The organism is Naumannella cuiyingiana (genome assembly GCF_013408305.1).
Classification (GTDB): domain Bacteria; phylum Actinomycetota; class Actinomycetes; order Propionibacteriales; family Propionibacteriaceae; genus Naumannella; species Naumannella cuiyingiana.
The window spans coordinates 171,997-194,450 of sequence record NZ_JACBZS010000001.1 but is presented as its reverse complement, the minus strand read 5'-3'; the positions used below and the strand labels follow the sequence as shown (position 1 = coordinate 194,450).

The 22,454-nt window shown below is 71.9% G+C and carries 21 protein-coding genes; 14 read left to right on the top strand and 7 right to left on the bottom strand.

Features of this window, described 5'->3' with window-relative positions:
• Position 1: 1 nt before the first annotated feature.
• Together murD and GGQ54_RS00815 are read right to left on the bottom strand one after the other, a co-directional pair.
• Positions 2 to 1,360 (bottom strand): UDP-N-acetylmuramoyl-L-alanine--D-glutamate ligase, encoded by a 1,359-nt coding sequence (gene murD, locus GGQ54_RS00820; RefSeq protein ID WP_179443658.1) that lies wholly within the window; start codon positions 1,358 to 1,360, stop codon positions 2 to 4.
• Complete coding sequence (locus GGQ54_RS00815) at positions 1,357 to 2,460, bottom strand: TauD/TfdA family dioxygenase (RefSeq protein ID WP_179443657.1); 1,104 nt, start codon at positions 2,458 to 2,460, stop codon at positions 1,357 to 1,359. Before GGQ54_RS00815 ends, murD begins: the two co-directional genes overlap by 4 nt.
• Before the next feature lie 224 nt (positions 2,461 to 2,684).
• Here GGQ54_RS00815 and GGQ54_RS17255 point away from each other — a divergent pair, with 224 nt between their 5' ends.
• The 3 genes from GGQ54_RS17255 to GGQ54_RS00805 all read left to right on the top strand — a co-directional run bounded on the left by GGQ54_RS17255 (position 2,685) and on the right by GGQ54_RS00805 (position 7,224).
• Positions 2,685 to 2,819: a hypothetical protein gene (locus tag GGQ54_RS17255; RefSeq protein WP_281370010.1), complete on the top strand. Its 135-nt coding sequence runs from the start codon at positions 2,685 to 2,687 to the stop codon at positions 2,817 to 2,819.
• Positions 2,820 to 2,986: 167 nt separating this feature from the next.
• Entirely contained in the window at positions 2,987 to 6,532 is a 3,546-nt protein-coding gene (dnaE, locus tag GGQ54_RS00810) for a DNA polymerase III subunit alpha (protein WP_179443656.1), read from the top strand.
• Between the two features lie 2 nt (positions 6,533 to 6,534).
• Positions 6,535 to 7,224 carry a hypothetical protein gene (locus GGQ54_RS00805; protein ID WP_246292504.1) on the top strand — a complete coding sequence of 230 codons (690 nt, stop codon included), beginning with the start codon at positions 6,535 to 6,537 and terminating at the stop codon, positions 7,222 to 7,224.
• Here the strand turns inward: GGQ54_RS00805 and ybaK are convergent, their stop codons facing one another.
• Complete coding sequence (gene ybaK, locus GGQ54_RS00800) at positions 7,225 to 7,716, bottom strand: Cys-tRNA(Pro) deacylase (RefSeq protein ID WP_218843581.1); 492 nt, start codon at positions 7,714 to 7,716, stop codon at positions 7,225 to 7,227.
• A 79-nt stretch (positions 7,717 to 7,795) separates the two neighbouring features.
• On the opposite strand from ybaK, the gene hisD reads away from it, so the two are divergent.
• The 6 genes from hisD to GGQ54_RS00770 are packed head-to-tail and all read left to right on the top strand — an operon-like array spanning position 7,796 to position 14,873.
• Positions 7,796 to 9,172 carry a histidinol dehydrogenase gene (hisD, locus tag GGQ54_RS00795; RefSeq protein ID WP_343045810.1) on the top strand — a complete coding sequence of 459 codons (1,377 nt, stop codon included), beginning with the start codon at positions 7,796 to 7,798 and terminating at the stop codon, positions 9,170 to 9,172.
• Positions 9,169 to 10,299 (top strand): histidinol-phosphate transaminase, encoded by a 1,131-nt coding sequence (locus GGQ54_RS00790; protein WP_179443653.1) that lies wholly within the window; start codon positions 9,169 to 9,171, stop codon positions 10,297 to 10,299. Before hisD ends, GGQ54_RS00790 begins: the two co-directional genes overlap by 4 nt.
• Positions 10,296 to 10,910, top strand: a complete 615-nt coding sequence (hisB, locus tag GGQ54_RS00785) for an imidazoleglycerol-phosphate dehydratase HisB (protein WP_179443652.1) — start codon at positions 10,296 to 10,298, stop codon at positions 10,908 to 10,910. Before GGQ54_RS00790 ends, hisB begins: the two co-directional genes overlap by 4 nt.
• A complete protein-coding gene (gene hisH, locus GGQ54_RS00780) occupies positions 10,907 to 11,563 on the top strand; it encodes an imidazole glycerol phosphate synthase subunit HisH (protein ID WP_343045809.1) in 657 nt (218 codons plus the stop codon). The genes hisB and hisH overlap by 4 nt, the downstream gene beginning before the upstream one ends.
• Before the next feature lie 53 nt (positions 11,564 to 11,616).
• Positions 11,617 to 12,405, top strand: a complete 789-nt coding sequence (priA, locus tag GGQ54_RS00775; protein WP_179446345.1) for a bifunctional 1-(5-phosphoribosyl)-5-((5-phosphoribosylamino)methylideneamino)imidazole-4-carboxamide isomerase/phosphoribosylanthranilate isomerase PriA — start codon at positions 11,617 to 11,619, stop codon at positions 12,403 to 12,405.
• Positions 12,402 to 14,873 carry an HAD-IB family phosphatase gene (locus GGQ54_RS00770; RefSeq protein WP_179443651.1) on the top strand — a complete coding sequence of 824 codons (2,472 nt, stop codon included), beginning with the start codon at positions 12,402 to 12,404 and terminating at the stop codon, positions 14,871 to 14,873. The genes priA and GGQ54_RS00770 overlap by 4 nt, the downstream gene beginning before the upstream one ends.
• Before the next feature lie 6 nt (positions 14,874 to 14,879).
• Here GGQ54_RS00770 and GGQ54_RS00765 read toward each other — a convergent pair whose 3' ends face one another.
• Positions 14,880 to 15,332 carry a DUF2871 domain-containing protein gene (locus GGQ54_RS00765; protein WP_179443650.1) on the bottom strand — a complete coding sequence of 151 codons (453 nt, stop codon included), beginning with the start codon at positions 15,330 to 15,332 and terminating at the stop codon, positions 14,880 to 14,882.
• 98 nt (positions 15,333 to 15,430) lie between these two features.
• Between GGQ54_RS00765 and GGQ54_RS00760 the strand changes: the two genes are divergently transcribed.
• From GGQ54_RS00760 to GGQ54_RS00750, 3 genes are all read left to right on the top strand, one after another.
• The gene (locus GGQ54_RS00760) at positions 15,431 to 16,036 is read left to right on the top strand and encodes a TetR/AcrR family transcriptional regulator (RefSeq protein ID WP_179443649.1); all 606 of its coding nucleotides are present in this window, start codon (positions 15,431 to 15,433) and stop codon (positions 16,034 to 16,036) included.
• Positions 16,037 to 16,113: 77 nt separating this feature from the next.
• Entirely contained in the window at positions 16,114 to 17,100 is a 987-nt protein-coding gene (locus tag GGQ54_RS00755) for a GNAT family N-acetyltransferase (RefSeq protein ID WP_179443648.1), read from the top strand.
• Positions 17,101 to 17,112: 12 nt separating this feature from the next.
• Positions 17,113 to 17,871, top strand: a complete 759-nt coding sequence (locus GGQ54_RS00750; RefSeq protein WP_179443647.1) for a YebC/PmpR family DNA-binding transcriptional regulator — start codon at positions 17,113 to 17,115, stop codon at positions 17,869 to 17,871.
• 86 nt (positions 17,872 to 17,957) lie between these two features.
• Here the strand turns inward: GGQ54_RS00750 and GGQ54_RS00745 are convergent, their stop codons facing one another.
• The 3 genes from GGQ54_RS00745 to GGQ54_RS00735 form a co-directional block, all read right to left on the bottom strand.
• Complete coding sequence (locus GGQ54_RS00745; RefSeq protein ID WP_179443646.1) at positions 17,958 to 18,881, bottom strand: glycoside hydrolase family 19 protein; 924 nt, start codon at positions 18,879 to 18,881, stop codon at positions 17,958 to 17,960.
• A gap of 34 nt (positions 18,882 to 18,915) precedes the next feature.
• Positions 18,916 to 19,794, bottom strand: coding sequence for an NlpC/P60 family protein (locus tag GGQ54_RS00740; RefSeq protein ID WP_179443645.1), 879 nt, complete (start codon positions 19,792 to 19,794; stop codon positions 18,916 to 18,918).
• A 339-nt stretch (positions 19,795 to 20,133) separates the two neighbouring features.
• A complete protein-coding gene (locus GGQ54_RS00735; protein WP_179443644.1) occupies positions 20,134 to 21,090 on the bottom strand; it encodes an ArsR/SmtB family transcription factor in 957 nt (318 codons plus the stop codon).
• 148 nt (positions 21,091 to 21,238) lie between these two features.
• Between GGQ54_RS00735 and ruvC the strand changes: the two genes are divergently transcribed.
• Both ruvC and ruvA read left to right on the top strand, forming a co-directional pair.
• The gene (ruvC, locus tag GGQ54_RS00730; protein WP_179443643.1) at positions 21,239 to 21,811 is read left to right on the top strand and encodes a crossover junction endodeoxyribonuclease RuvC; all 573 of its coding nucleotides are present in this window, start codon (positions 21,239 to 21,241) and stop codon (positions 21,809 to 21,811) included.
• Positions 21,808 to 22,404 carry a Holliday junction branch migration protein RuvA gene (gene ruvA / locus GGQ54_RS00725; RefSeq protein WP_179443642.1) on the top strand — a complete coding sequence of 199 codons (597 nt, stop codon included), beginning with the start codon at positions 21,808 to 21,810 and terminating at the stop codon, positions 22,402 to 22,404. Before ruvC ends, ruvA begins: the two co-directional genes overlap by 4 nt.
• The last annotated feature ends 50 nt before the right edge of the window (positions 22,405 to 22,454 follow it).

Here is a 22,454-nt window from a genome sequence, read left to right as displayed (position 1 = left end):
CTCAGAGCGCGGCGACCGCCGCGGTGAACCGGCGCCCGCGGTCCCACTTGTCGGCGAACATCCCGCCGTTACCGGCGGCGCCGGGGGAGAGCAGCACCACATCGCCCGGCTCGGCCAGTCGGGCGGCGGTCGCCACGATCGCGTCCATCGAGTCCCCGCCGAGAACCGCCCGGTCGTATCCGCGCCCGGCGAACAGCTCCGCCAGTTGCGGGGCGAGGTCGTCGATCAGCACCACCCCGCGGACCGACTGCTCGGCCGCGATCGCGGCCACGAAATCGGCCTGCGGCACCTGCTTGTCGATGCCGCCGATGATCAACACCTTGGGCCGGTCGAAGCTGCGCATCGCCGCCAGCGCGGCATCGGGCGCCGTGGCGTAGGTGTCGTTGTACCACCGCACGCCGCCGGTCTCGCGGATCAGCTCGAGGTGCTCGCTCAGGCCCGACCAGCGACGCAGCACGGCGCGGGCCGCGTCGAGGTCGCCGGCGATCTCGGGCCAGGTGGCCGAGACCGCGGCGCAGACATTCTCCAGGTTGTGCCGGCCCGGGAGCGCGATCTCCGCGACGTCCATGATCATCGTGTCGCCGTGCCAGAGTCGCTCGCCGTCGACGAATGCGGCCTCGCGCGCCGCCGGGGGCTCACCGATCGGCGGCACGTCGAAACCGAACCGCCGGCCCGGGCTGTGCGCGGCGGCCGCGGCGGCCGTGGCCGAGCGCGCATTGAACACCGTCACGTCCCCGGGCGCCTGGTGGGCGAACAGCCGCGCCTTGGCGCCCTGGTAGTCGGCAAGATCGGCATGCCAGTTCAGGTGCTCGGGAGTGATGCTCAGCGCCACCGCGGTCGGCACCCGGCCGGTGAAGTCGAAGAGCTGGAAGCTGGACAACTCCAGCACGCAGTGATCATCGGGGCCGACCAGGGGCAGCAGGGACAACATGCCGATGCCGATATTGCCGCCGAGATGCACCGTGCGCCCCGCCGCGCGCAGCAACTCGGCGATCAAGGTGGCAGTGGTGCCCTTGCCCTTGGTGCCGGTCACCCCGTACAGGTGGCTGCTCGGGCTGTGGCGGACGAACTCGTTCACGCTGGTGGTGATCTTGTCCGCCAGCCCCAGTGCCGCGGGATTGGCGGCCAACAGCTTGTCGGGGTGGACGCCGGAGCTGCGGACCACCAGGTCGAAGGAGTCCAGGTCGGACAGGTGGTCCGGCCCGAGCAGGCGGTCGAAGGAGGGGTCGACCTCGGTCGCGGGGTTGGCGTCGCGGATCTCGACCCGGTCGCCGCGGGCGGCGTGGTAGGCCGCGGTGGCGCGGCCGTCGGTGGCGTACCCGACGACGGCGACGCGCAACGGTGCGGCGCGCTCGCTCACTTGAGCCGGGCGAGCAGGTTCTGCGGGTTGATGATCCGCGCGGCGTCCTCGTAGGTCTTCACCCGGGAGGCGTCGTCGGCGCAGACGACGCGCTGCTGCCAGCGGTCGGTGCCGTCGAAGCGCGGGGACTTGGCCTCGGTGTAGTTGCGCCGCCCGTGCAGCACCCGCCGGTTGTCGATCAGCACCAGGCAGCCCGGGTCGGTCGGCAGGTCCACGGCGAAGTCGCCGAGCACCGAGCGGAACTCATCGAGCGCGGCCTGGGCCTCGGGATGTGCGTCCTTGACCACGATCAGGTTCGCCGTGTTCGCCCGGATGAAGGTCTCCGAGCGGCCGGGGGACTCATACAGCAGCGCCTGCGGCAGGTCGGCGTTGTTGTCGGCACCGCCCTGGCCGGGATTGGTCAGGTTGATGTAGTAGGGCTGGCGCAGCAGCTCGTTGGCGCGGTCGGACAGCGCATCGGGGTCCGGTGCGGAGACGAAGGTCGGCACCCGGTCGGGATTGCGCAGGAAGTGCAGGGTCAGCCAGTCGGGGCTGATGTCGTAGCTGGCGTCCAGCCGCGAACCGTCCTCGGCGACCGCATCGGCCAGGTTGTAGGAGGCGTCCTCGGTGTGCAGGCCGAGCTCGGCCGCGGCGTTGGCGCTCACGCCGTGCACCCCGGCCAGGCGCTGGATGGCGATCACGTCGTTGATCACGTTCCCCGGCTGCTGGGAGGTGTAGCCGAAGCCGTACCAGCCGGCGAGCCCCAGCACCAGGCCGCGGTAGATGCCGACCTTGAGCAACTCGTTGTCCTCCGGGCTGCGGTAGTCGACCGGTGTCGGCGGCAGCTCGTTCTCCGCCGCCGGCGGCAGCACCAGGACGGTCGCCTTGAACGACGTGTGGCTGGCGATGCCGGCCAGCAGCTCGGCGAGCTCCGGCACCTCCTCGCGCAGGCTCTCCCCGGCCGCATACATCCGGTCGAAGGCGGTCGCGTGGTCCAGCCCCGTCAGCTCCGGATGCAGGGCCTCGACCTGCTCGCCCAGCACCGACAGATCGTGGTCGCTGGGCACGGCCCGGACGACGGTGTCGAGGTGGGAGTAACGGTCGAGGGTCAACTGACTCATCGGTGCGGAGTTCCTTCGTGGCTTGTCGTGGGCTCGGGCTGGGGGACTCAAGTGAGGATAGCCTAAGTCCGGCGCCGGGCCGGTCCCGGCGTACCCGCATCGATGGAAACACGCGGGGCCCCCGCAGGCCAAGCGGATCGGGCTGTGAGAGCGCCCACGTCGCGCGCGATCGCCCCGGACGCAATCAGCCTAGACTGCGATGCGCCGAGGGCGAGAGGAAGCGAATGGACCGCAACAGTGCGCTGATCGCGCTGATCGTGTTGTGTGTGCTGATGGCGGCGCTGGTGGCGGGGGCGATCTGGCTGACCCGCAAGTTCTTCACCGGTTGGCTGGAGCGCAACGGGTGGGAGAAGAAGTGAGGTACGCCGCCCTGCGGCGCGCGTCCCCGAGAGGTCGGTCGGCCCGTCTAGTCTGGGACTCCGCGTGAGCCCGGGCGGCCCGTCAGCCGCCGCCCGCCGCACCGCCCCACCGAAGTTCGAGCCCCACCGCAGTTCGAGCCCACCGCAGTTCGAGGAGGCCGCACCAGATGCCGCGTGACGCCCGTAACGGCGATTCGTTCGTCCACCTGCACGTGCATTCGGAGTACTCGATGCTGGACGGCGCCGCTCGGGTCGGCGACCTGTTCGAGGTGGCGGCGGAGCAGCAGATGCCGGCGATCGCGGTCACCGACCACGGCTTCTCGTTCGGTGCCCACGAGTTCTACCGGGCCGCGAAGGGCACCGGCGTCAAGCCGATCATCGGCCTCGAGGCCTATCTCACGCCGGGCACGCATCGCGGCGAACGCAAGCGGGTGCAGTGGGGCGACGGCGGCGGCGACGACGTCTCGGGCGCCGGGGCGTACACCCACCTGACCCTGCTGGCCGAGACCACCCAGGGCATGCACAACCTGTTCCGCCTCGGCTCGCGCGCCTCGCTGGAAGGCTTCTTCTACAAGCCGCGGATGGACCGCGAGCTGCTGCACACCTATGCCGAGGGCCTGATCGCGACCACCGGCTGCCCGTCCGGGGAGGTGCAGACGCTGCTCCGGCTCGGCAAGTACGCCCAGGCCCGCGATGCGGCTGCGGAGTTCCGCGACATCTTCGGCGCCGGCAACTACTACGTCGAGCTGATGGATCACGGCCTCGACATCGAGAACCGGGTCCGGGCCGATCTGCTCAAGATCGCCAAGGATCTGGGCCTGCCGCTGGTCGCGACCAACGACCTGCACTACACCCGCCGCGAGGACGCCGCCGCGCACGAGGTGTTGTTGTGTGTGCAGTCCGGCTCCAACATGGACGACCCGAAGCGGTTCCGGTTCGACGGCGACGGCTACTACCTGAAGTCGGCAGCCGAGATGCGCGAGCTCTTCGCCGAGCTGCCCGACGCCTGCGACAACACCCTGGAGATCGCCGAGCGGTGCAATGTCGAGTTCACCGAGGGCGAGGGCCGGTTCATGCCGCAGTTCCCCGTCCCGGCGGGAGAGGACGAGACCTCCTGGTTCGTCAAGGAGGTGGAGCGCGGGCTGCACGAGCGCTATCCGGGTGGCGTACCCGACTCCGCGCGCCGGCAGGCCGAGTACGAGACCGAGGTGATCGTCGGCAAGGGCTACCCGGGCTACTTCCTGGTGGTCGCCGACTTCATCAACTGGGCCAAGAACAACGGCATCCGGGTCGGCCCGGGTCGCGGGTCGGGCGCCGGTTCGATGTGCGCGTACGCCATGCGGATCACCGACCTCGACCCGCTGCAGCACGGCCTGATCTTCGAGCGCTTCCTCAACCCCGAACGCAGGTCGATGCCGGACTTCGACGTCGACTTCGACGACCGTCGGCGCCCCGAGGTGATCCGCTACGTCACCGAGAAGTACGGCGATGACCGGGTGGCGATGATCGTCACCTACGGCACGATCAAGGCCAAGCAGGCCGTCAAGGACGCCTCCCGGGTCTTCGGCTTCCCGTTCTCCACAGGGGAGAAGATCACCAAGGCGATGCCACCCGCGGTGCAGGGCAAGGACGTGCCGCTGGACAAGATCTTCGACCCCTCGCACGAGCGCTACCACGAGGGCGGGGAGTTCCGCGGGCTGTACGAGTCCGACGCCGAGGCCAAGCTGGTCGTCGACAAGGCGATGGGCATCGAGGGTCTGAAGCGGCAGTGGGGCGTGCACGCCGCGGGCGTGATCATGTCGAGCGAGCCGTTGCTGGACATCATCCCGATCATGAAGCGCGAGGCCGACGGCGCGATCATCACGCAGTTCGACTACCCGACCTGCGAGACGCTCGGGCTGGTCAAGATGGACTTCCTCGGGTTGCGCAACCTGACCATCCTCGACGACGCGGTGAAGAACGTGAAGGCCAACCGCGACATCGACGTCGACCTGGACCAGTTGTCCAAGACCCTGGACGATCCGGCGGTCTATGCGCTGCTGACCCGCGGCGAGACCCTGGGGGTCTTCCAGTTCGACTCCACCGGCTACCGCCAGCTCTGCCGGCTGATGCGTCCGGACGGGTTCGAGGACATCTCCGCCCTCGGCGCCCTGTACCGGCCCGGGCCGATGGGCGCGGAATCGCACACCAAGTACGCGATGCGCAAGAACGGCCAACAGCACGTCGAGTACCTGCACCCCGAGCTGGCCGAGGCGCTGGAGCCGATCCTCGGCGAGACCCACGGGCTGATCGTCTACCAGGAGCAGGTGCTGCGCATCGCCCAGCAGCTCGCCGGCTACAGCCTCGGCCAGGCCGATCTGCTACGCAAGGCGATGGGCAAGAAGAAGAAGGAGGTGCTGGACGCCGAGTTCGGTCCGTTCTCCGACGGGATGCGGGCGAACGGTTACTCCGACGCCTCCATCAAGGCGTTGTGGGACGTCTTGGTGCCGTTCTCGTCCTATGCCTTCAACAAGGCACACTCCGCGGCCTACGGCCTGGTCTCCTACTGGACGGCGTACCTGAAGGCGCACTATCCGGCCGAGTACATGGCGGCGGTCCTGGAGTCGGTGAAGAACGACAAGGACAAGATGGCGATCTACCTGGCGGAGTGCCGCCGGATGGGGATCCGGGTGCTGCCGCCGGACGTCAACGAGTCCGCGCACGACTTCACCCCGGTCGGCGACGACATCCGCTTCGGGCTGACCGCCATCCGCAATGTCGGTGCCAATGTCGTCAGCGGCATCATCGCCGCCCGCGAGGAGCTCGGCCCGGCGCGGGACTTCGGCGACTACCTGGACAAGATCCCGCTCGTCGCCTGCAACAAGCGGGTCACCGAATCCCTGATCAAGGCCGGCGCGTTCGATTCGATGGGGCACGGCCGCCGGGCGTTGATGGAGGTCTTCGAGACCGCGATCGACCAGGTGGTGGAGCTCAAGCGCAACGAGGCCAACGGTCAGGACGACCTGTTCGGCGAGTTCGCCGATCCCGACGGTGGGGCCGGGGCCGCGTCCGGCCCCGTGCTGCCCGACATCGAGGACTGGGACAAGCGGACCAGGCTGGCGTTCGAGCGCGAGATGCTCGGGCTCTATGTCAGTGATCATCCGCTGCAGGGACTGGAGCACGTGCTGGCCGCAGCGCGCGACACCACGATCGGGTCGCTGCTCGGCGAGGACGGCCCGCGGGAGGCGACGGTGACGATCGCCGGGATGATCACCGCCGTGAACCGCCGGGTGACCAAGGCCGGCGACACCTGGGCGGTCGTCACCGTGGAGGACCTGGAGGCGTCGATCGATGTGCTGATGTTCCCCAAGGCGTACCAGTTGGTGGCACATGTGCTGGCGACGGACACGGTGGTCCGGGTCAAGGGCAAGGCGCGCGCCAAGGAGGACGCCGTCGAGATCATCGGGCAGGAGATGACCCTGCCCGATGTGACGACCGGTCCGGCCGGCCCGGTCGTGCTGACGCTGAACCGGACCCGGATCAACTCCCACAGCGTCGCGGAGCTGCAGAACGTGCTGCGTCGCTACCCGGGCACGACCGATGTCCAGGTGCTGGTGCCGGCGGGGGAGATGCTGGAGCGCTGGCGGCTGCCGGACACCCTGCGGGTCGCCCCGTCACCGCCCCTGATGGCCGATCTCAAGGCGCTGCTCGGCCCGGCCTGCCTGGCGAGCTGATCATGGTTTTCCAACAACCGGCCGGGGGCAGGCAGGCACCCGAGGGGCACGAGACGCGGCCCGCCGCCGAGCAGCCCGATGTGCGCTATGTCGGTGACGCCGTGACCACCGGGTCGATCCCCGTGATCACCGATGACATGGCCACCCCGCCGGAGCTGCGCCCGGCCTTCTCCGCCACCAGGATCGCCCGCTGGGCGGCGATCTGGTTCGCCCTGTGCGCGGCGACCGGCGCCCTGGCGGGGGCACTGTGGTTCGCCGTGGTCGCGTTGCCCGGTTACCAGATCGCCCCGGACGGAGCCGCCACCACGACCGAACGCGGCCTGGCGAGCTACTACGCCTCGGACGCCTGGTTCGTGGTGATCGGGCTGGTGCTGAGCCTCGCGCTCGGGGTGATCTGCTGGCGCTGGTTGTCCGAGCTGGGCTGGCCGGTCGCGGTGCTGGCGGCGCTGGGCGCGCTGGCGGCGGGTCTGGTCTGCTGGCTGGTCGGCTGGCTGCTCGGCCCCGGCGACTTCGAGTCCCGGATCGCGATGGCCCAGCCGGGCGACGTGGTCGCGGTCGCGCTGACGGTACGCGGCAGCGCGGCGCTGCTGGCCTGGCCGCTGGCGGGCGTGCTGCCGGTCCTGTTGTGGTCCTCGCTCGCCCCGGACCACGAGGAGCCGACGCCGCTGCGACTGCCCTGGCGTCGCCGCTGATCAGCGGGCGATCGCGGCCCACCGCGCATCGGTCAGCGCCGCCAGGTCGGTCGGCGCCAGCTCGACCTGCAGGCCCCGCCGACCGGCCGAGACGAAGATCGTCGGCCATGCCCGCGCGCTGTCGTCGATGATCGTCGGCAGCGGATGCCGCTGGCCCAGCGGGGAGATGCCGCCGACCACGTAGCCGCTGGACCGCTGCGCCGCGGCCGGATCGGCCAGCTCGGCGCGCTTGCCGCCGGCGGCGGCCGCGAACGCCTTGAGGTCGAGTCGGTCGGCAACGGGCAGCACCGCGCAGACCAAGCCGCCCGCCGGTCCGACCCGGGCGATCAGGGTCTTGAAGACGTGCCGCGGATCCAGTCCGAGCGCGGCCACCGCCTCGTCGCCGAACGCGGAGCTGCGCGGGTCGTGCGGATAGGGGTGCAGTGTGTGCGCCGCGCCGGCTGCGACCAGGGCGGCGATCGCCGGCGTACCAGTGCCGTCGCGTCGTGCCATGCGGCCCATTCTTCCGGGGGTGTCTCGCGCGGGCGGAACCGGCAGGCGCCCGGCGGTGCCGGCTCCTAGAATCGGGCGGGTGATCCGCACCATCGACCTGCGCGGCCGCGACCTGGCCGCCGAGGACCTGACCGCGATCGTGCCGCGCGCGCCGTTCGACGTGGCCGCCGCGGCGCGAGTCGTCGCGCCGGTGATCGACGACGTGGCCGCGCGCGGCGCCGATGCGCTGGCCGAGTACTCCGAGCGGTTCGATCATGTGGTACCCGACAGCTTCCGGGTGCCGGCAGCCGCCATCGCGGACGCGGTCGCCGGCCTGGATCCCGAACTTCGTGCCGCATTCGAGGTCGCGATCGACCGGCGTCGGCGGGTCGCCGCGGCCGAGGGCGGCGATCGGTCCACGGTGGTCGAGCTCGCGCCCGGCGCGCGGGTCGGCCAGCGGATGATCCCGGTCTCCCGGGTCGGGCTCTACGTGCCCGGCGGGCTGGCGCCGCTGTCGTCCAGCGTGTTGATGAACGTCGTTCCGGCCCAGGTCGCAGGCGTCGACCGAATCGCCGTGGCCTCCCCGCCGCAACGCGATTTCGGCGGGCTGCCGCACCCGGCGGTGCTCGCGGTCTGCGGCCTGCTCGGCGTGGACGAGGTGTACGCCGTCGGCGGGGCGCAGGCCATCGCGATGTTCGCCCACGGGGTCCCCGGCCTGTGCGAGCGCGTCGATCTCGTCACCGGGCCCGGCAACATCTACGTCGTTGCGGCCAAGCGCCTGCTGCGCGGCCAGGTCGGCATCGACGCCGAGGCCGGACCGACCGAGATCGCCGTCCTCGCCGACGACAGCGCCGAGCCCGCCCACGTCGCCGCCGACCTGATCTCCCAGGCCGAGCACGACCCGCTCGCCGGCGCTGTGTTGATCACCGATGCGCCCGCCCTGGCCGACTCGGTCGCCGCCGAGCTCGAATCGCGGGTCGCCGCCGCCAAGCACGCCGAGCGGATCGCCACCGCGCTGGGCGGCCCGCAGTCGGCGATGGTGCTGGTCGACGACCTCGCTGCCGGGATCGCTGTGGCCGACGCCTATGCCGCCGAACACCTGGAGATCCAGACCCGCGACGCCGCCTCCGTCGCGGCCCGGATCCGCAATGCGGGCGCGATCTTCGTCGGCGCGTGGTCGCCGGTCTCGCTCGGCGACTATGCCGCGGGCAGCACCCACGTCCTGCCGACCGCCGGCTGTGCCTGTCATTCCTCGGGCCTGAACGTGCGCACCTTCCTCAAGGCCGTGCATGTGATCGACTACGACCGCTCCGGGCTGGCCGAGATCGCCGACGCCGTGGTCACCTTCGCCGAGGCCGAGGACCTGCCCGCGCACGGGGCCGCGGTGAGCGCACGATTCGACTTGGCCCTGGTCGAGGGGGCCCGGGTCGACGGGGCCCGGGTCGATGGGGCCGGGGTCGAGGAGGATCCGCGATGAGCCGCCTCGCCGATCTGCCGCTGCGCCCGGAGCTGGCCGGACAGGAGCCGTACGGCGCGCCCCAACTGGACGTGCCGGTACGCCTCAACGTGAACGAGAATCCCTACCCGGCGCCGGCGGCCATGCGTACCGAACTCGGGGCCGCGATCGCGGAGGAGGCCGCCGGGCTGAACCGCTATCCCGACCGCGAGGCCGCGGATCTGCGCGCGGACCTGGCGGCCTACCTCGGGCACGGCCTGACCGCCGCGAATGTCTGGGTCGCCAATGGCAGCAACGAGGTGATGACCCAGCTCCTGCAGGCCTTCGGCGGTCCCGGCCGCAGCCTGCTGACCTTTCCGCCGACCTACTCGATGTATCCCGAGTACGCCCGCAACACCCACACGGCGATGCTGCACGTCCCGCGCCGCGACGACTTCAGCATCGACCCGGACGCCGCCGTGGCCGAGATCGCCGAGCGGCGCCCGGACGTCGTCCTGATCGCCTCGCCGAACAATCCGACCGGGACCGCGACGCCGTCGGAGCTGATCGAGGCGGTGCTGGCCGCCGCACCCGGCCTGGTGATCATCGACGAGGCGTACGCCGAATTCGCCCGGCCGGGCACCCGGTCGGCGCTGGAACTGCTGCCGGGCCACCCCAGGCTGGTGGTCAGCCGCACGATGTCCAAGGCCTTCGGGTTCGCGGGCGGGCGGCTGGGCTATCTGGCCGCCGATCCGGCCGTGGTCGACGCCTGCCGGATCGTCCGGCTGCCGTACCACCTGTCCGCGCTCAGCCAGCGTGCGGCCCGGGTCGCGCTTCGGCACTCGGCGGAGCTGCTCGGTCAGGTCGCCGCGCTGCGTGCCGAGCGCGACGGGCTGGCCGACTGGCTGACCCGGGCCGGGCTGCGCGTGGCCGAGTCCGATGCCAATTTCGTGCTCTTCGGTACCTTCACCGACCGGCACGCGGTGTGGCAGGGTCTGCTGGACCGCGGCGTGCTGGTCCGCGAGACCGGGCCGGCCGGCTGGTTGCGCGTCTCGGCGGGTACGCCGCAGGAGATGGCGGCCTTCCGCGACGCGCTGCTCGAGGTCGCCCGCGAGCTGGACCTGCCGATCACCGACCCCCGCCCGTCCGCCGAGGAGGCCCCCCGATGAGCCGCACCGCCGAACTGACCCGCGAGACGGCGGAATCGCGCGTCACGGTCCGCGTCGACCTGGACGGGACGGGCCGGACCGCGATCAGCACCGGCGTACCGTTCTTCGACCACATGCTGACCGCGCTCGGCAAGCACTCGCTGATCGACCTGCAGATCGAGACCGTGGGCGATGTCGAGGTCGATGCGCACCACAGCGTCGAGGACACGGCGATCGTGCTCGGGCAGGCGATCCGCGAGGCGCTGGGCGACAAGGCCGGCATCCGCCGCTTCGGCGACGCCACGGTCCCGCTGGACGAGGCGCTGGCGCACTGCGTGGTGGATGCCTCCGGGCGGCCGTACAGCGTCGTGTCCGGGGAACCGGAGCTGCAGGCGTACGCCCTGATCGGCGGCGGCCGCGGACAGGTGCCCTATCCCGGGTCGCTGACCGCGCATGTCGTCGAGTCGATCGCCCACCATGCGGGCATCTGCGTCCACCTGCGGCTGCTGGCCGGGCGCGACCCGCACCACATCGCCGAGGCCCAGTACAAGGCGCTGGCCCGCGCGCTGCGGGCGGCGGTCGAGCCGGATCCCCGGGTCGACGGGGTGCCCAGCACCAAGGGTGCGTTGTGACGTCGGCCCTCGGCCTGCTGCGCGGGCCGCGGGTCGTCCTGCTCGACTACGGATCCGGCAATCTGCACTCGGCCTCCCGCGCGCTCGCCGCGGCGGGCGCCGAGGTCGAGATCACCGCCGACCCGGAGGCGGTGGCCGCCGCGGACGGCCTGGTGGTGCCCGGTGTGGGCGCCTTCGCCGCCTGCATGGACGGCCTGGTCAGTGTCGACGGCCCGAGCCTGATCGCGGACCGGTTGGCCGCCTCCCGCCCGGTGCTCGGCATCTGTGTCGGACACCAGGTGCTCTTCACCAGCGGCGTCGAGCACGGCGTCGCCAGCACCGGCTGCCAGATCTATCCGGGGACGGTCGAGCGACTCCAGGCCCGGCGGCTGCCGCACATCGGCTGGAACACCGTGCAACCGGGCGCCGGCAGCCGGCTGTTCGACCAGGTGGCGGACGAGCGCTTCTACTTCGTGCACAGCTATGCGGTGCGCGAGGCGGCGGGGCTGCCCGGCGACGCGGTGGTCACCTGGGCCGAGCACGACGGCGACCGGTTCGTCGCCGCGGTGGAGTGGGGGGCGTTGGCCAGCACCCAGTTCCACCCGGAGAAGTCCGGCGAGGCCGGTGCGCGGCTGCTGCACAACTGGGTCGACAGCCTGGTCCCGGCCGGCTGAGGCGCCCTGTCCTGTCGTGGCGGTCCGGCCCGGCCGGTGTCGAGTAGGGTCGGCTGGTGCTTCAACTCGAGCTGTTGCCCGCCGTCGACGTCAAGGGCGGTCAGGCCGTCCAGCTTGTCCAGGGCGTCGACGGCACCGAGAAGGTGTTCGGCGATCCGTTGGCGGCCGCGCGGCGTTGGCAGGACGGCGGCGCGGAGTGGATCCACCTGGTCGACCTCGATGCGGCGTTCGGCCGCGGCGACAATGCCGAGGTGATCGCCGAGGTGGTCGCGGCCATGGACCTGCAGGTCGAGCTGTCCGGGGGCATCCGCGACGATGCCAGCCTGGAGCGGGCCCTGGCGACCGGCTGCCGCCGGGTGAACATCGGCACCGCCGCGCTGGAGAACCCGGACTGGTGCGAGGAGATCATCGCCGCGCACGGCGACCGGATCGCCATCGGGCTGGACGTGCGCAACGACCGACTCGCCGCCCGCGGCTGGACCCGCGAGGGTGGCGACGTCTACGCCACGCTGGCCAGGCTGTCCGAGGCGGGCTGCGCGCGCTTCGTGGTCACCGATGTCGCCTCCGACGGCATGTTGTCCGGGCCCAACTACGAACTGCTCGGCAACATCTGTGCCCGCACGGACGCCGCCGTCGTGGCCAGCGGTGGCGTGTCCACGCTGGAGGACCTGCGGCGTCTGCGGGGCCTGGTGCCGATCGGCGTGGAGGGCGCGATTGTCGGAACCGCCCTGTATGTCGGTAACTTCTCCCTGCCCGACGCGCTGGCGATCTGCCGGGGCGCCGAGCCCGCCGGCCCGGACCCCGCCGGTGCGACATCCGCCGAAGGAGAGCAGCCCAGATGACGTCGAGCGCCCCGCCGGACAGCCCCGACTCCGGCCACGCGGGGTTCGGCGAGCACGCGCCCGCGGCCAGCTTCGGCGTCGCCCCCGGCCAGCCGACGGGGACGGTCCTGGACGGGCGACTCGCCGAGCTGTTGGGCGGCAAGAAGATCGTGATGACCGGCGTCACCGGCTTCATCGGTGAGTTGTTGTTGTGGAAGATCCTGACGCAGCTGCCCGACACGAAGGTGGCGTTGTTGGTACGCCCGAAGGGCAAGCGGCCGGCGGAGACCCGGGTCCGCGCCCTGCTGCAGAAGAGCATCTTCGCCTCCGCGCGCGAGGCCGCCGCCACGCCCGAGCGGCCGGACGGGGTGGCCAACCTGCTGGCCGACCGGATCGAGGTGATCGCGGGCGATCTGCCGGACGTGCCGGCGCTGCCGCGAGACCTCGACATCGTCCTGCACTGCGCCGGCGATGTGTCCTTCGACCCGCCCATCGACAAGGCCTTCAGCACCAATGTGTTGGGCACCCGGGCGCTGATCGAGCGGACCATCGAGGCGTGCACCGGTCCCGACGGGACGCTGGACCGCGTACCGCACTATGTCCACGTCTCCACCGCCTACACCGCGGGCCGCCGCCGCGGCGCGATCCCCGAGGCCGCGCACGACCACGATGTCGACTATCTGGCCGAGACCGCTCAGGCGATGGAGATGAGCGAGACCATCGAGAAGCAGTCCCGCACCCCGGGCCAACTGGCCGAGCTGCGCCGCGCGGCCGAGCGCGACCACCGCAAGGCCGGGTACCTGACCACCTCCCGCGACACCGAGCGGCGCCGGCTGGAATGGGTCGCCGAGCGGCTCGTCGAGGCCGGCACCGAGCGCGCCCGGTCGCTGGGCTGGACCGATGTCTACACGTTCGCGAAGGCGATGGCCGAGCGGGCGGTGGAGGATCTGGGCTCGTCGATCAAGGTCAGCATCGTCCGGCCGGCGATCGTCGAGTCGGCGCTGAGCCAGCCCTACCCGGGCTGGATCGAGGGCTTCAAGATGGCCGAGCCGCTGATCATGGCCTACGGCAAGGGCCAGATGCCGGAGTTCCCGGCGTCGCCCGACTCGGTGATCGACATCATTCCGGTCGACCTCGTCGTCAACGCCACGCTGGCGGTCTGTGCCACCGACCCCGAGGTGGGCCGTCCGGAGTACTTCCATCTCAACTCCGGGGCGCGCAATCCGCTGACCTACTCGCGGATCTACCAGATCATCCGCGCGTACTTCCAGGAGCATCCGTTCGAGATCAACGGCAAGAATCCGGAACTGCCCGAATGGGACTTCCCCGGCGCCGCTGCGGTCGACCGGAAGCTGCGCTGGTACCGGACCGGGGTGGACGCCGCCCGCGGGGCGCTGCGCTTCCTGCCCCGATCGCGGACCACGCGTGAGCTCGCCCGCCGGGTGGACAAGGCCAGCGCCGAGCTGGAGTTCCTGGAGCGCTACCTGACCCTGTACGGGGAGTACCTGCAGTCCGAACTGCACTTCGTCGACGATCACACGCTCGCGCTGCACCGCTCGCTCGACCCTGCCGATGCGGCGGACTGGGCGTTCGACTCCGGGGCCTATGACTGGCGGCACTACATGGGCGAGGTGCACGCGCCGAGCGTCACCGCGCCCGTGCGTCGCGGCGAGCACCGACGCTCCCGCCAGGAAAAGGTCGCCCGGGGTGCCGCCCCGTTGCCGAAGGCCACCGATGTCCTGGCCGCCTTCGACCTGGACGGCACCATGCTGGCGACGAATGTCGTCGAGACCTATCTGTGGGCGCGGCTGCCCGAGCTGGGTCCGGCCGGTCGGCTCGGCGAGGTCGCCGCGCTCGCCCGCCGGGTGCCGGACTACCTGGTGGCGGAGAGCCGGGACCGCGGCACGTTCCTGCGCAGCTTCTACCGCCGCTACGCCGGGGCCGATCTGGCCGCGCTCGATCGCCTCGTCGACACCGAGCTGGATGGGCAGATCCTCGGCCGGTTGTCGCCCGATGCACTGCGTCGCGTCGAGGAGCACCGGGCCGCGGGGCACACCACGGTGTTGATCACCGGCGTGATCCGCCCGCTGACCCGTCCGCTGCGCCGCTACTTCGACGTGATCGTGGCCGCCGACCTGGAGACCGACGACGACGGCATCTGCACCGGATTCCTGACCGGTCCGCCGATGGTGGGGGAGTCGCGCGGCGCGTGGCTGCGGCACTACGCGCAGTTGCACGGGATCGACCTGGACCGCAGCTACGCCTATGCCGACTCCCATGCCGACGAGCCGATGCTCAGCGCGGTCGGCCGGCCGGTGGCGGTGTGCCCGGACCTCGGCCTGCTCCGGGTCGCCGATGCGCAGGGTTGGCCGATGGTCGAGTGGACCCGGGTACGCCCGGTGGTCGAGGACGCGGAGGCCCGGCTGGGCCGCGAGCGCCGGCCGGTCAGCCCCGTGCTCGCCCGGCGCGGCAGCACTGTCTGGCGCTGAGCCCGCTCAGCGCGTCGCGAGCGCGGCGGCGTCGTCGCCGCGGAGCGCGGCGTCGGAGCGCAGCCGCGGGGCGAGCGCGAGGAAGAGCAGCACGAGCGCCGCGGTCAGGCTCATGTGGCCCAGCCCGGCAATGCCGGCGAGCATCTTGGAGTCGGCGGCGGCGCTGCCGAGCACCTGCAGCGAGCCCTTTGCCACGAGCGTGCCGAAGGTCAGCGCGAGACCCGCGTTCCACAGCCAGAACCAGGCGGCGAACCGGCGTCCGGTCAGCCCGAACACCTGACGCAGGCCGAGCACCACCAGCCCCACCGTGGTGCCCAGGGCGAGCGCGTGCGTGTGGGCGACGGCGAGCTGGGTGTCGCCGGTGAACCCGTTCAGCTTGGTGAACTCGCGGTAGAACAGCCCGCTGGCCAGGCCGAGCGCGGTCCAGACAGCCGTGGCCAGATAGATCTTTCGTCCCATCGATGTTCCTCTCGTTCGGCCGGACAGTTTCCGACACCTGTGTCGGCATCATACCGACGCGGGTGTCGGGAACAAATCCCGGCGGTAGGGTGTCCGGCATGCCGCGGATCGCCGCCCCCACCGTCCAGGAACACCACGAGCGCGTGCTCGCGGCGCTGATCGACGCGGCCGAGACGATCATGCGCAGCGGCGGCCCGGGTGCGCTGACCGCGGCGGCGGTCAGCCGTGAGGTCGGGATCGCCCGCAACTCGCTCTACAGCTATGTGCGCTCGGTGGACGAGTTGCGCGGCCTCGTGCTGACCCGGCACCTGCCGCCCTGGTTGGCCGCCGTCGACGCCGCCGTCGCCGGCCGCGACGACGCCCGGGAGCGACTGCTCGCCTGGGCGCGCGGCAACCTGGACCAGGCCGCACGGTCCGGCCACGGCTGGTTGATGGGCATCGCGCGCGAGGGGGCGCTGCCGGAGCAGCTTCGCCGCGAACTCGCCGACGTCCATGCGGGCAGCGACGCGGTCACGGGGGCGTGGCGCGAACTGCTCGGACCCGGGAGGCCCGCCGATCTCGCGCTGCTCGTGGCGATGACGCACCAGCTCGTGGATGCGGGTTTCGCGCGGCTCGATGCCGGCGACGACGCCGGCGCGGTCACCGAGGGGGTGCTCGCCGCGCTGGCCGCGGTGATCGATGCCCGGGTCGGGCCGGATCGCTGACCGGTCGGCCGCGACCATAGGCGCCCGACCCCGTCGGACATAGGGTGGGCATTGTCGACAACCGAGGAGGATCAACGGTGATCCAGGATCTCGCCCACAGCGATCTCGCGCGCACGGATCTGGACTGGCGCCCGCTGCGCCGCGACGACCTCGGGGCGCTGGCCGACCTCCTCGCCGCCGCCGAACATCTCGACGACCCGGCCGATCGGCACGGCCTGGAGCGTTTGCGCGCCGACTTCGACGAGTCGCCGGTCGACCCGTCCGAGCACGCGGTGATCGGCAGCGAGGGCGGCTCGGTGGTGGCGTACGGCTGGAACCATCCGCGTGCCGGCGACGTGGACCCGGTGCGGGTGGTGCTGACCGGCGTGGTCCACCCGGCGTGGCGCTACCACCGGATCGGCCGCGGGGTGTTCGAGTGGCAGCTCCGCCGCGCCCGGGAACACCACCGCGAGACCGGGGCGAGCGGCGGCCTGCGGGTCGAGGCGTACGCCGATGAGCACCTGAACAGCCGCCGCCGGCTGTACGAACGCAACGGGCTCGCACCGCTGCGCTGGTTCAGCGACCTGCACGTGCAGCTCGACCGCGCCGGCGAGCGACCGATCGCGCCCGATCCCGTGGGCATCGAGCTGGTCCCGTTCACCGCGGCGCTGTCCGAGCCGGTCCGGCTCGCCCACAACGACGCGTTCGCGCAGGGCTGGGGCAGCCAGCCGGTCCCGCCCGACGCCTGGCGCCAGTCGATCGAACGGCGGGCGGCCCGCCCGGAGTGGTCGTGGGTCGCGCTGTCACGCGGCGAGGTCGTCGGCTATGCCCTGAACTCCGCGACCGCCCAGGAACACCCGGGTGCGTATGCGGAGGGCTGGACCGACCGGCTGGGCGTCCGCCCCGACTGGCGCGGGCGCGGCGTGGCGCGGGCGTTGCTGCAGCGTACCCTCGCCTCGTTCGCCACCGCCGGGCTGGACGGCGGCGGCCTCGGCGTGGACGCGACGGAGCGTCGTTTCGAGCTGTACGAGTCGGTCGGCTACGAGGTGACCGACACGGTGCTGTTGTACGGGCGCGAGCAGTAGGATGGGCAAGTTATGAGTGGACACTCCAAATGGGCGACGACCAAGCACAAGAAGGCCGTGATCGACGCGAAGCGCGGCAAGCTGTTCGCCAAGCTGATCAAGAACGTCGAGGTGGCGGCCCGGCTGGGCGGCCCCGATCCGGCCGGTAACCCGACGCTGTACGACGCCATCCAGAAGGCGAAGAAGTCCAGCGTCCCGAACGACAACATCGACCGCGCGGTCAAACGCGGCGGCGGCCTGGACGGCGGCGGGGCCAACTACGAGACCGTGATGTACGAGGCGTACGGCCCGGCCGGGATCGCCATGCTGATCGAGTGCCTGACCGACAATCGCAACCGGTCGGCCTCGGACGTGCGCGTCGCGGTGACGCGCAACGGAGGCACGATGGCCGATGTCGGTTCGACGGCCCGGATCTTCCAGCGCAAGGGCGTGGTGGTGCTGGAGAAGAACCAGGACGGACGCGCGGTGTCCGAGGACGACCTGCTGGAGGCCACGCTCGATGCGGGGCCGGAGGAGGTCAACGACCTGGGCGAGGTGTTCGAGATCGTCTCCGGCCCGAACGAGCTGGTCGAGGTCCGCAAGGCCGTGCAGGCCGCCGGCCTGGACTACGACTCCGCCGAGGTCGGCTTCGTGCCCGACTACACCCAGACCGTCGACGCCGACGACGCCGCGAAGCTGGAGAAGATCGTCGACGCGCTCGAGGACTCCGACGACGTGCAGAACGTCTACACCAATGCCGACGTCCCCGAGGACGCGCTGGCCGACGCCTGAGCGCGCGCCCGACCCGGGCAGCGAAACGGGGCGGCCGGCTCTCGCCGGCCGCCCCGTCGCTTCTCGTGCGCCGGAGCGGTTCCCGGTCAGCGGGCGCAGTTCACCTCGCCGGGCAGCGAGCCGCCGTTGAACAGGGTCAGCGCGGCAGTGAAGTTGTTGCAGCGCTTGGTGTCCTCGGCGTCGTTGGCGCGGTAGCCGATGCCCTTGTTGACCGCCGCCATGTCGAGCGCATCGGCCGCCGCGTTCAGGTCGCGATCGGTCCAGTACCAGGTCGCGATCCTGGCGCTGTGGTCCCGGCTCATCGCCAGCTCCGGGTTGCTGGAGAGGTCGACCCCGAGTGCGTTCGACGCGTCCGCGTAGTTGTCCGCGGTGGTGAGCTGGATGTAGCCGCGGCCCCAGTAGGGCTGGTTGTGCGACTGGTCACCCTCCTCGCGGTCGTAGGCGAGACCGCTCTCCGAGGCGAGCGTGGCCAGGAACGCCGCCTTGCGTGCCGGCGTGGTGATGCCGGCCGCCTTCATCTCGGCGTTCAGGTTGGCCAGGTCCTCGGCCAGCGTCGCCTCGTCGTGGATGTCGTTCGGGAACAGCGTCTTGAGCTGGTCGAGCGTGACGTCCTCGCCCCCGGGCGCCGGCGGCTGTGTCGGCTCGGAGTCGCCGTCGCAGGCGGGCAGGCCGAAGTCGGCCGGGCCCTGCAGGAACACGTTGTTCACGTAGCCGCCGAGCTCGTCGCTGCGCGACCACAGGTTGTTGGTGTAGCCGTCGGAGCTGACGGTCTCGCCGGCCTTCTGGCAGGTGAAGACCGCGGTGCGCTGACTGACCTTGCCCACGGAGGTGCTCTGGCTGGTGGCGTCGCTGCGGACGTTGACATCCGTGGCGTACACCGTGATCGACTGGCCGTCCGCGGCATGCGCCGGGGCGGTCGGGGCAAGGGCGGTCGGGGCCAGGGCGCCGGTCGCGGCGAGCGCGGTCGCTGCCAGGGTGAGGCCGCCGGTGCGAAGCTTGCTGGTGTTCATGATCATCTCCTGGAGTCGGTGTGGCTGCGGGTGGTCAGCAGGTCGGCAGACCGAAGTCGGCCGGGCCCTGCAGGAAGACGTTGTTCACATAGCCGCCGAGCTCGTCGGAGTAGGACCACAGGTCGTTGGTGTAGCCCTCGGAGCTGACGCTCTCGCCCCGCTTCTGGCAGGTGAAGTTGGCCGGGCGCTGGCTGACCTTGCCGACCGAGGTGCTCTGGCTGGTGGCGTCGCTGCGGACGTTGACGTCCGTGGCGTACACCGTGATCGACTGTCCGCCCGGGCTGGGCGGCGGGACGGTTCCGCCGCCGTCGCCGCCGTGCCGGAAGGTGCCCACCCGCGTCCGGTCGCCCTGCGAGCTCACCGGCTTCACGTTCAGGCCCTCGTCGGCGCCCTGGGCCTGCACCATCTGGCCTCCGCCGAGGTAGATCGCGGTGTGCCCGGTCCAGATGATGATGTCGCCGGGCTGCCAGTTGGCCTCGTCGGTGCCGACATCGGTGAAGCCGTTCGCCTCGAGCGCGTCGGGCATCCCGCTGGTGGCCACGCCGCCGAAGTCGACGCCCGTCGCCTTGAACCAGGCCCAGCGGACCAGGCCCGAGCAGTCCAGGCCGGTGCGGTTGGTGTGGTCGTAGCCGGCGTCGGGATTCGGGATGCCGGTCGACGGGCCGGGCTCGGCGTCGTGCCCGCCGCCCCACGAGTAGAGGGTGCCGGCCGCGACCTCGGCGCACGCGGCGTCGATCATCGCCGTCGCCTCGGCGGTGGCGTCGGTCTGCGCCGCGCAGCTCGCGGCGCTGGCCCGGTCGATCGGCGCCGTGGTCGCGACGCCGGCGGCGAGACCGCCGCCGAGCGCGAGGGTCGCGGCGATGCCGGCGATCGTCCTGCGGATTCCGTCGGGACGGATGGTCGTGGTGGTCATGATCTTTCCTGCCCTTCGTGAGTGTCCGGTTGTTGCGAACACCACGCTGGCCGGAGCGGATCGGGGACGACAATCCTTTGCAGAAGGACGCAAAGGTGCCCGGCGCCTGACTGCGTCGAGCTGGTCCGGGGTCGCCGAGCTGCGCCATTACCGACCACTCGCCCAGGTTCTGGCTGGCCCGGGCTGCCGCATCGCCGCCGGAACCGACCGCTCGTCGGGGTCTCGGCCGGCATCGGCCGGCGTCGGCGACCAGAACCCGGGCGAGCGGTCGGTTCCGGCGGGGCGGCGGCCGGTGGCCGGGGCGAGCAGGCGTACGCGGGTTCCCCGGCGGGCGGAGGCTCAGGCGCCGTCGAGCAGGGTCCGGCCGAGGTCGGTGAGGCGGTGCTCGACGCTGCGCCCCGTCCGGTAGGACGCCAGGAGCCCCGCGGCCCGGAGGACCGCCGCATGGCGGCTGGCCGCGGACACCGACACGCTGGCGCGGTCGGCCAGATCGCTGGTGGTGCCGGGCACGGCGGCGGCGCCGAGGATCTCGTGCCGGGCCGGCCCGATCAGCCGGGCGACGCCCGGATCGGCGGTGTCCTCCCCGGCCGCCAGCACCTCGGGGTCGTGCGCGGTGGGGTGGACCAGGGTCGGTCGGCCCAGCGGGTCGCGCAGCTTGGTCGGGTCGTCGAGGCAGAAGTACGCCGGCTGCAGCACGATCCCGCGGCCGTCGAGGTGCAGGTCCGCCGAGCGGCGCGGTCCCTTGATGATCAAAAAGGGCGGCTGCCACTCGATCCCAGGCCCGAGCGACTCCAGCAGCGCCGCGATGCCGCTGGTCGCGAGCAGTTGGCGGCGTACCTCGAGGTCTTCGTGGACGCGCCGGCGGATGCGTTGCCAGTAGGGCGCCAGCGCGAGGTGCCAGTACACGTCGAGCGCCTTGACGAGCGCGTCGATGTCGACGGCCGGCCGCTGCGCCGCGGCCAGCCCCCGTTCGGCGTCGAGCTCGGCGACCTGGGCGCCGACGATGCTGCGGTCGGTGTCGGCGATGGCGTCGCGGCCGGCATCGATGCTGGTCACCGCGTCCTCGGGGGTGAGGAAGTCGGGGGTGTAGCCGATCGGGGGCGCGAGGTGCAGCAGCACGCGGCACTGCTCCGGCAGGCCGGCGGCGAGCACCTCGGCCTGCCACGCATCGAACGCCCGGTGCCGGCGACGCGCCTGGAGCCGGTGCACGCTCAACACGAGCTCCCACATCAACGAGACGTCGTCGGCCAGGACGACGCTGGTCAGGTCCCGCTCGGTGAAATGGATGCGCAGCATGTTGGTCCCCGACCGCCCGGCGCCGACAGATTCGCGAGCAAGCTAGCAACGCCGGGGGCCGACCGGCGGTGGGCCCGGCGCGCCGGACCGCCAACCGCCGCGCCCGCCGCTAGCATCCGAACACGTGTTCTATCGATCAGGAGGCCGGATGCGCGTGCTCGGGATCGACCCGGGCCTGACCCGCTGCGGGTTGGGCGTGGTCGAGGGGACCGTCGGCCGGCCGCCGACGCTGGTCGCGGTCGGAGTGGCCAGGACACCGGCCGAGCTCGATCCGGCGCGCCGGCTGGTGCAGATCGAGCGGGCGGTGCAGGACTGGCTCGCCGAACACCGGCCCGAGGTGGTGACGATCGAGCGGGTGTTCGCCCAGCACAACGTGCAGACGGTGATGGGCACCGCGCAGGCGGCAGGGGTGGCGATGCTGGTCGCGGCGCGCGCCGGGCTGCCGGTGGTGCTGCACACGCCGAGCGAGGTGAAGGCGGCGATCACCGGCTCCGGCCGCGCCGACAAGCGCCAGGTCGGCGAGATGGTGACCCGGATCCTGCGCCTGCCGGAGGCGCCGAGGCCCGCGGATGCCGCCGACGCGCTGGCCCTGGCGATCTGTCACCTGTGGCGCGGCGGCGCCGCCGGACGGTACGCCGATGCGGTGGCGGGCGCCTCCCGACCGACGAACGGGTACGCGGCCGCGGTGGCCGCCCACGCCCGCGGCGGGAGGAAGGCGTGATCGCGCATCTGGCGGGCACGGTCGACCGGGTCGGCACGACCTCGGCGGTGATCGATCTCTCCGGATTCGGCGTACTGGTGCTGATCACGCCGGCGACGGCGAGCGAGCTGCGGCCCGGCGAGCGGGCCCGGCTCGCCACCTCGATGGTGGTCCGCGAGGACTCGATGACCCTCTACGGCTTCGCCGATGCCGACGAGCGCGATCTGTTCGAGCTGTTGATCACCGCCAATGGCGTCGGGCCGAAGCTCGCCCAGGCGGCCTTGGCGGTGCACGGGCCGGACGACCTGCGGGCAGCCATTGCCGCCGGTGATCTTGCCACCCTGACCCGGGTGCCGGGGATCGGTCGCAAGGGCGCCGAACGGATCTGCATCGAGTTGCGCGACAAGATCAACGCGGTCGGTCCGGCGGGGGTCGCGGCGCCCGCCTCGCCGACGGCGGCGTGGCGCGAGCAGGTGCTGGCGGGCCTGCAGGGTCTGGGATGGTCGGCCAAGGACGCCGAGGCGGCGTGCGACCGGGTCGCGCCGATGGCCGACGAGCGGGCGCGAGTCGCCGACCTGATGCGGGCCGCGCTGCAGACCCTCGCGCGCAAGTGATCGCCCGACCGCAGACCGGGGGCGGCGGATGACCGGCTGGCAGAATGGCC

Coding starts and splice junctions, on each gene's coding strand:
- GGQ54_RS17255 (WP_281370010.1), top strand. CDS start 2,685: ATGGACCGCAACAGTGCGCTGATCGCGCTGATCGTGTTGTGTGTGCTG.
- hisB (WP_179443652.1), top strand. CDS start 10,296: ATGAGCCGCACCGCCGAACTGACCCGCGAGACGGCGGAATCGCGCGTC.
- dnaE (WP_179443656.1), top strand. CDS start 2,987: ATGCCGCGTGACGCCCGTAACGGCGATTCGTTCGTCCACCTGCACGTG.
- ruvC (WP_179443643.1), top strand. CDS start 21,239: ATGCGCGTGCTCGGGATCGACCCGGGCCTGACCCGCTGCGGGTTGGGC.
- GGQ54_RS00790 (WP_179443653.1), top strand. CDS start 9,169: ATGAGCCGCCTCGCCGATCTGCCGCTGCGCCCGGAGCTGGCCGGACAG.
- GGQ54_RS00760 (WP_179443649.1), top strand. CDS start 15,431: ATGCCGCGGATCGCCGCCCCCACCGTCCAGGAACACCACGAGCGCGTG.
- GGQ54_RS00765 (WP_179443650.1), bottom strand. CDS start 15,332: ATGGGACGAAAGATCTATCTGGCCACGGCTGTCTGGACCGCGCTCGGC.
- GGQ54_RS00770 (WP_179443651.1), top strand. CDS start 12,402: ATGACGTCGAGCGCCCCGCCGGACAGCCCCGACTCCGGCCACGCGGGG.
- GGQ54_RS00740 (WP_179443645.1), bottom strand. CDS start 19,794: ATGACCACCACGACCATCCGTCCCGACGGAATCCGCAGGACGATCGCC.
- GGQ54_RS00815 (WP_179443657.1), bottom strand. CDS start 2,460: ATGAGTCAGTTGACCCTCGACCGTTACTCCCACCTCGACACCGTCGTC.
- GGQ54_RS00735 (WP_179443644.1), bottom strand. CDS start 21,090: ATGCTGCGCATCCATTTCACCGAGCGGGACCTGACCAGCGTCGTCCTG.
- GGQ54_RS00745 (WP_179443646.1), bottom strand. CDS start 18,881: ATGAACACCAGCAAGCTTCGCACCGGCGGCCTCACCCTGGCAGCGACC.
- GGQ54_RS00805 (WP_246292504.1), top strand. CDS start 6,535: ATGGTTTTCCAACAACCGGCCGGGGGCAGGCAGGCACCCGAGGGGCAC.
- GGQ54_RS00750 (WP_179443647.1), top strand. CDS start 17,113: ATGAGTGGACACTCCAAATGGGCGACGACCAAGCACAAGAAGGCCGTG.
- ybaK (WP_218843581.1), bottom strand. CDS start 7,716: ATGGCACGACGCGACGGCACTGGTACGCCGGCGATCGCCGCCCTGGTC.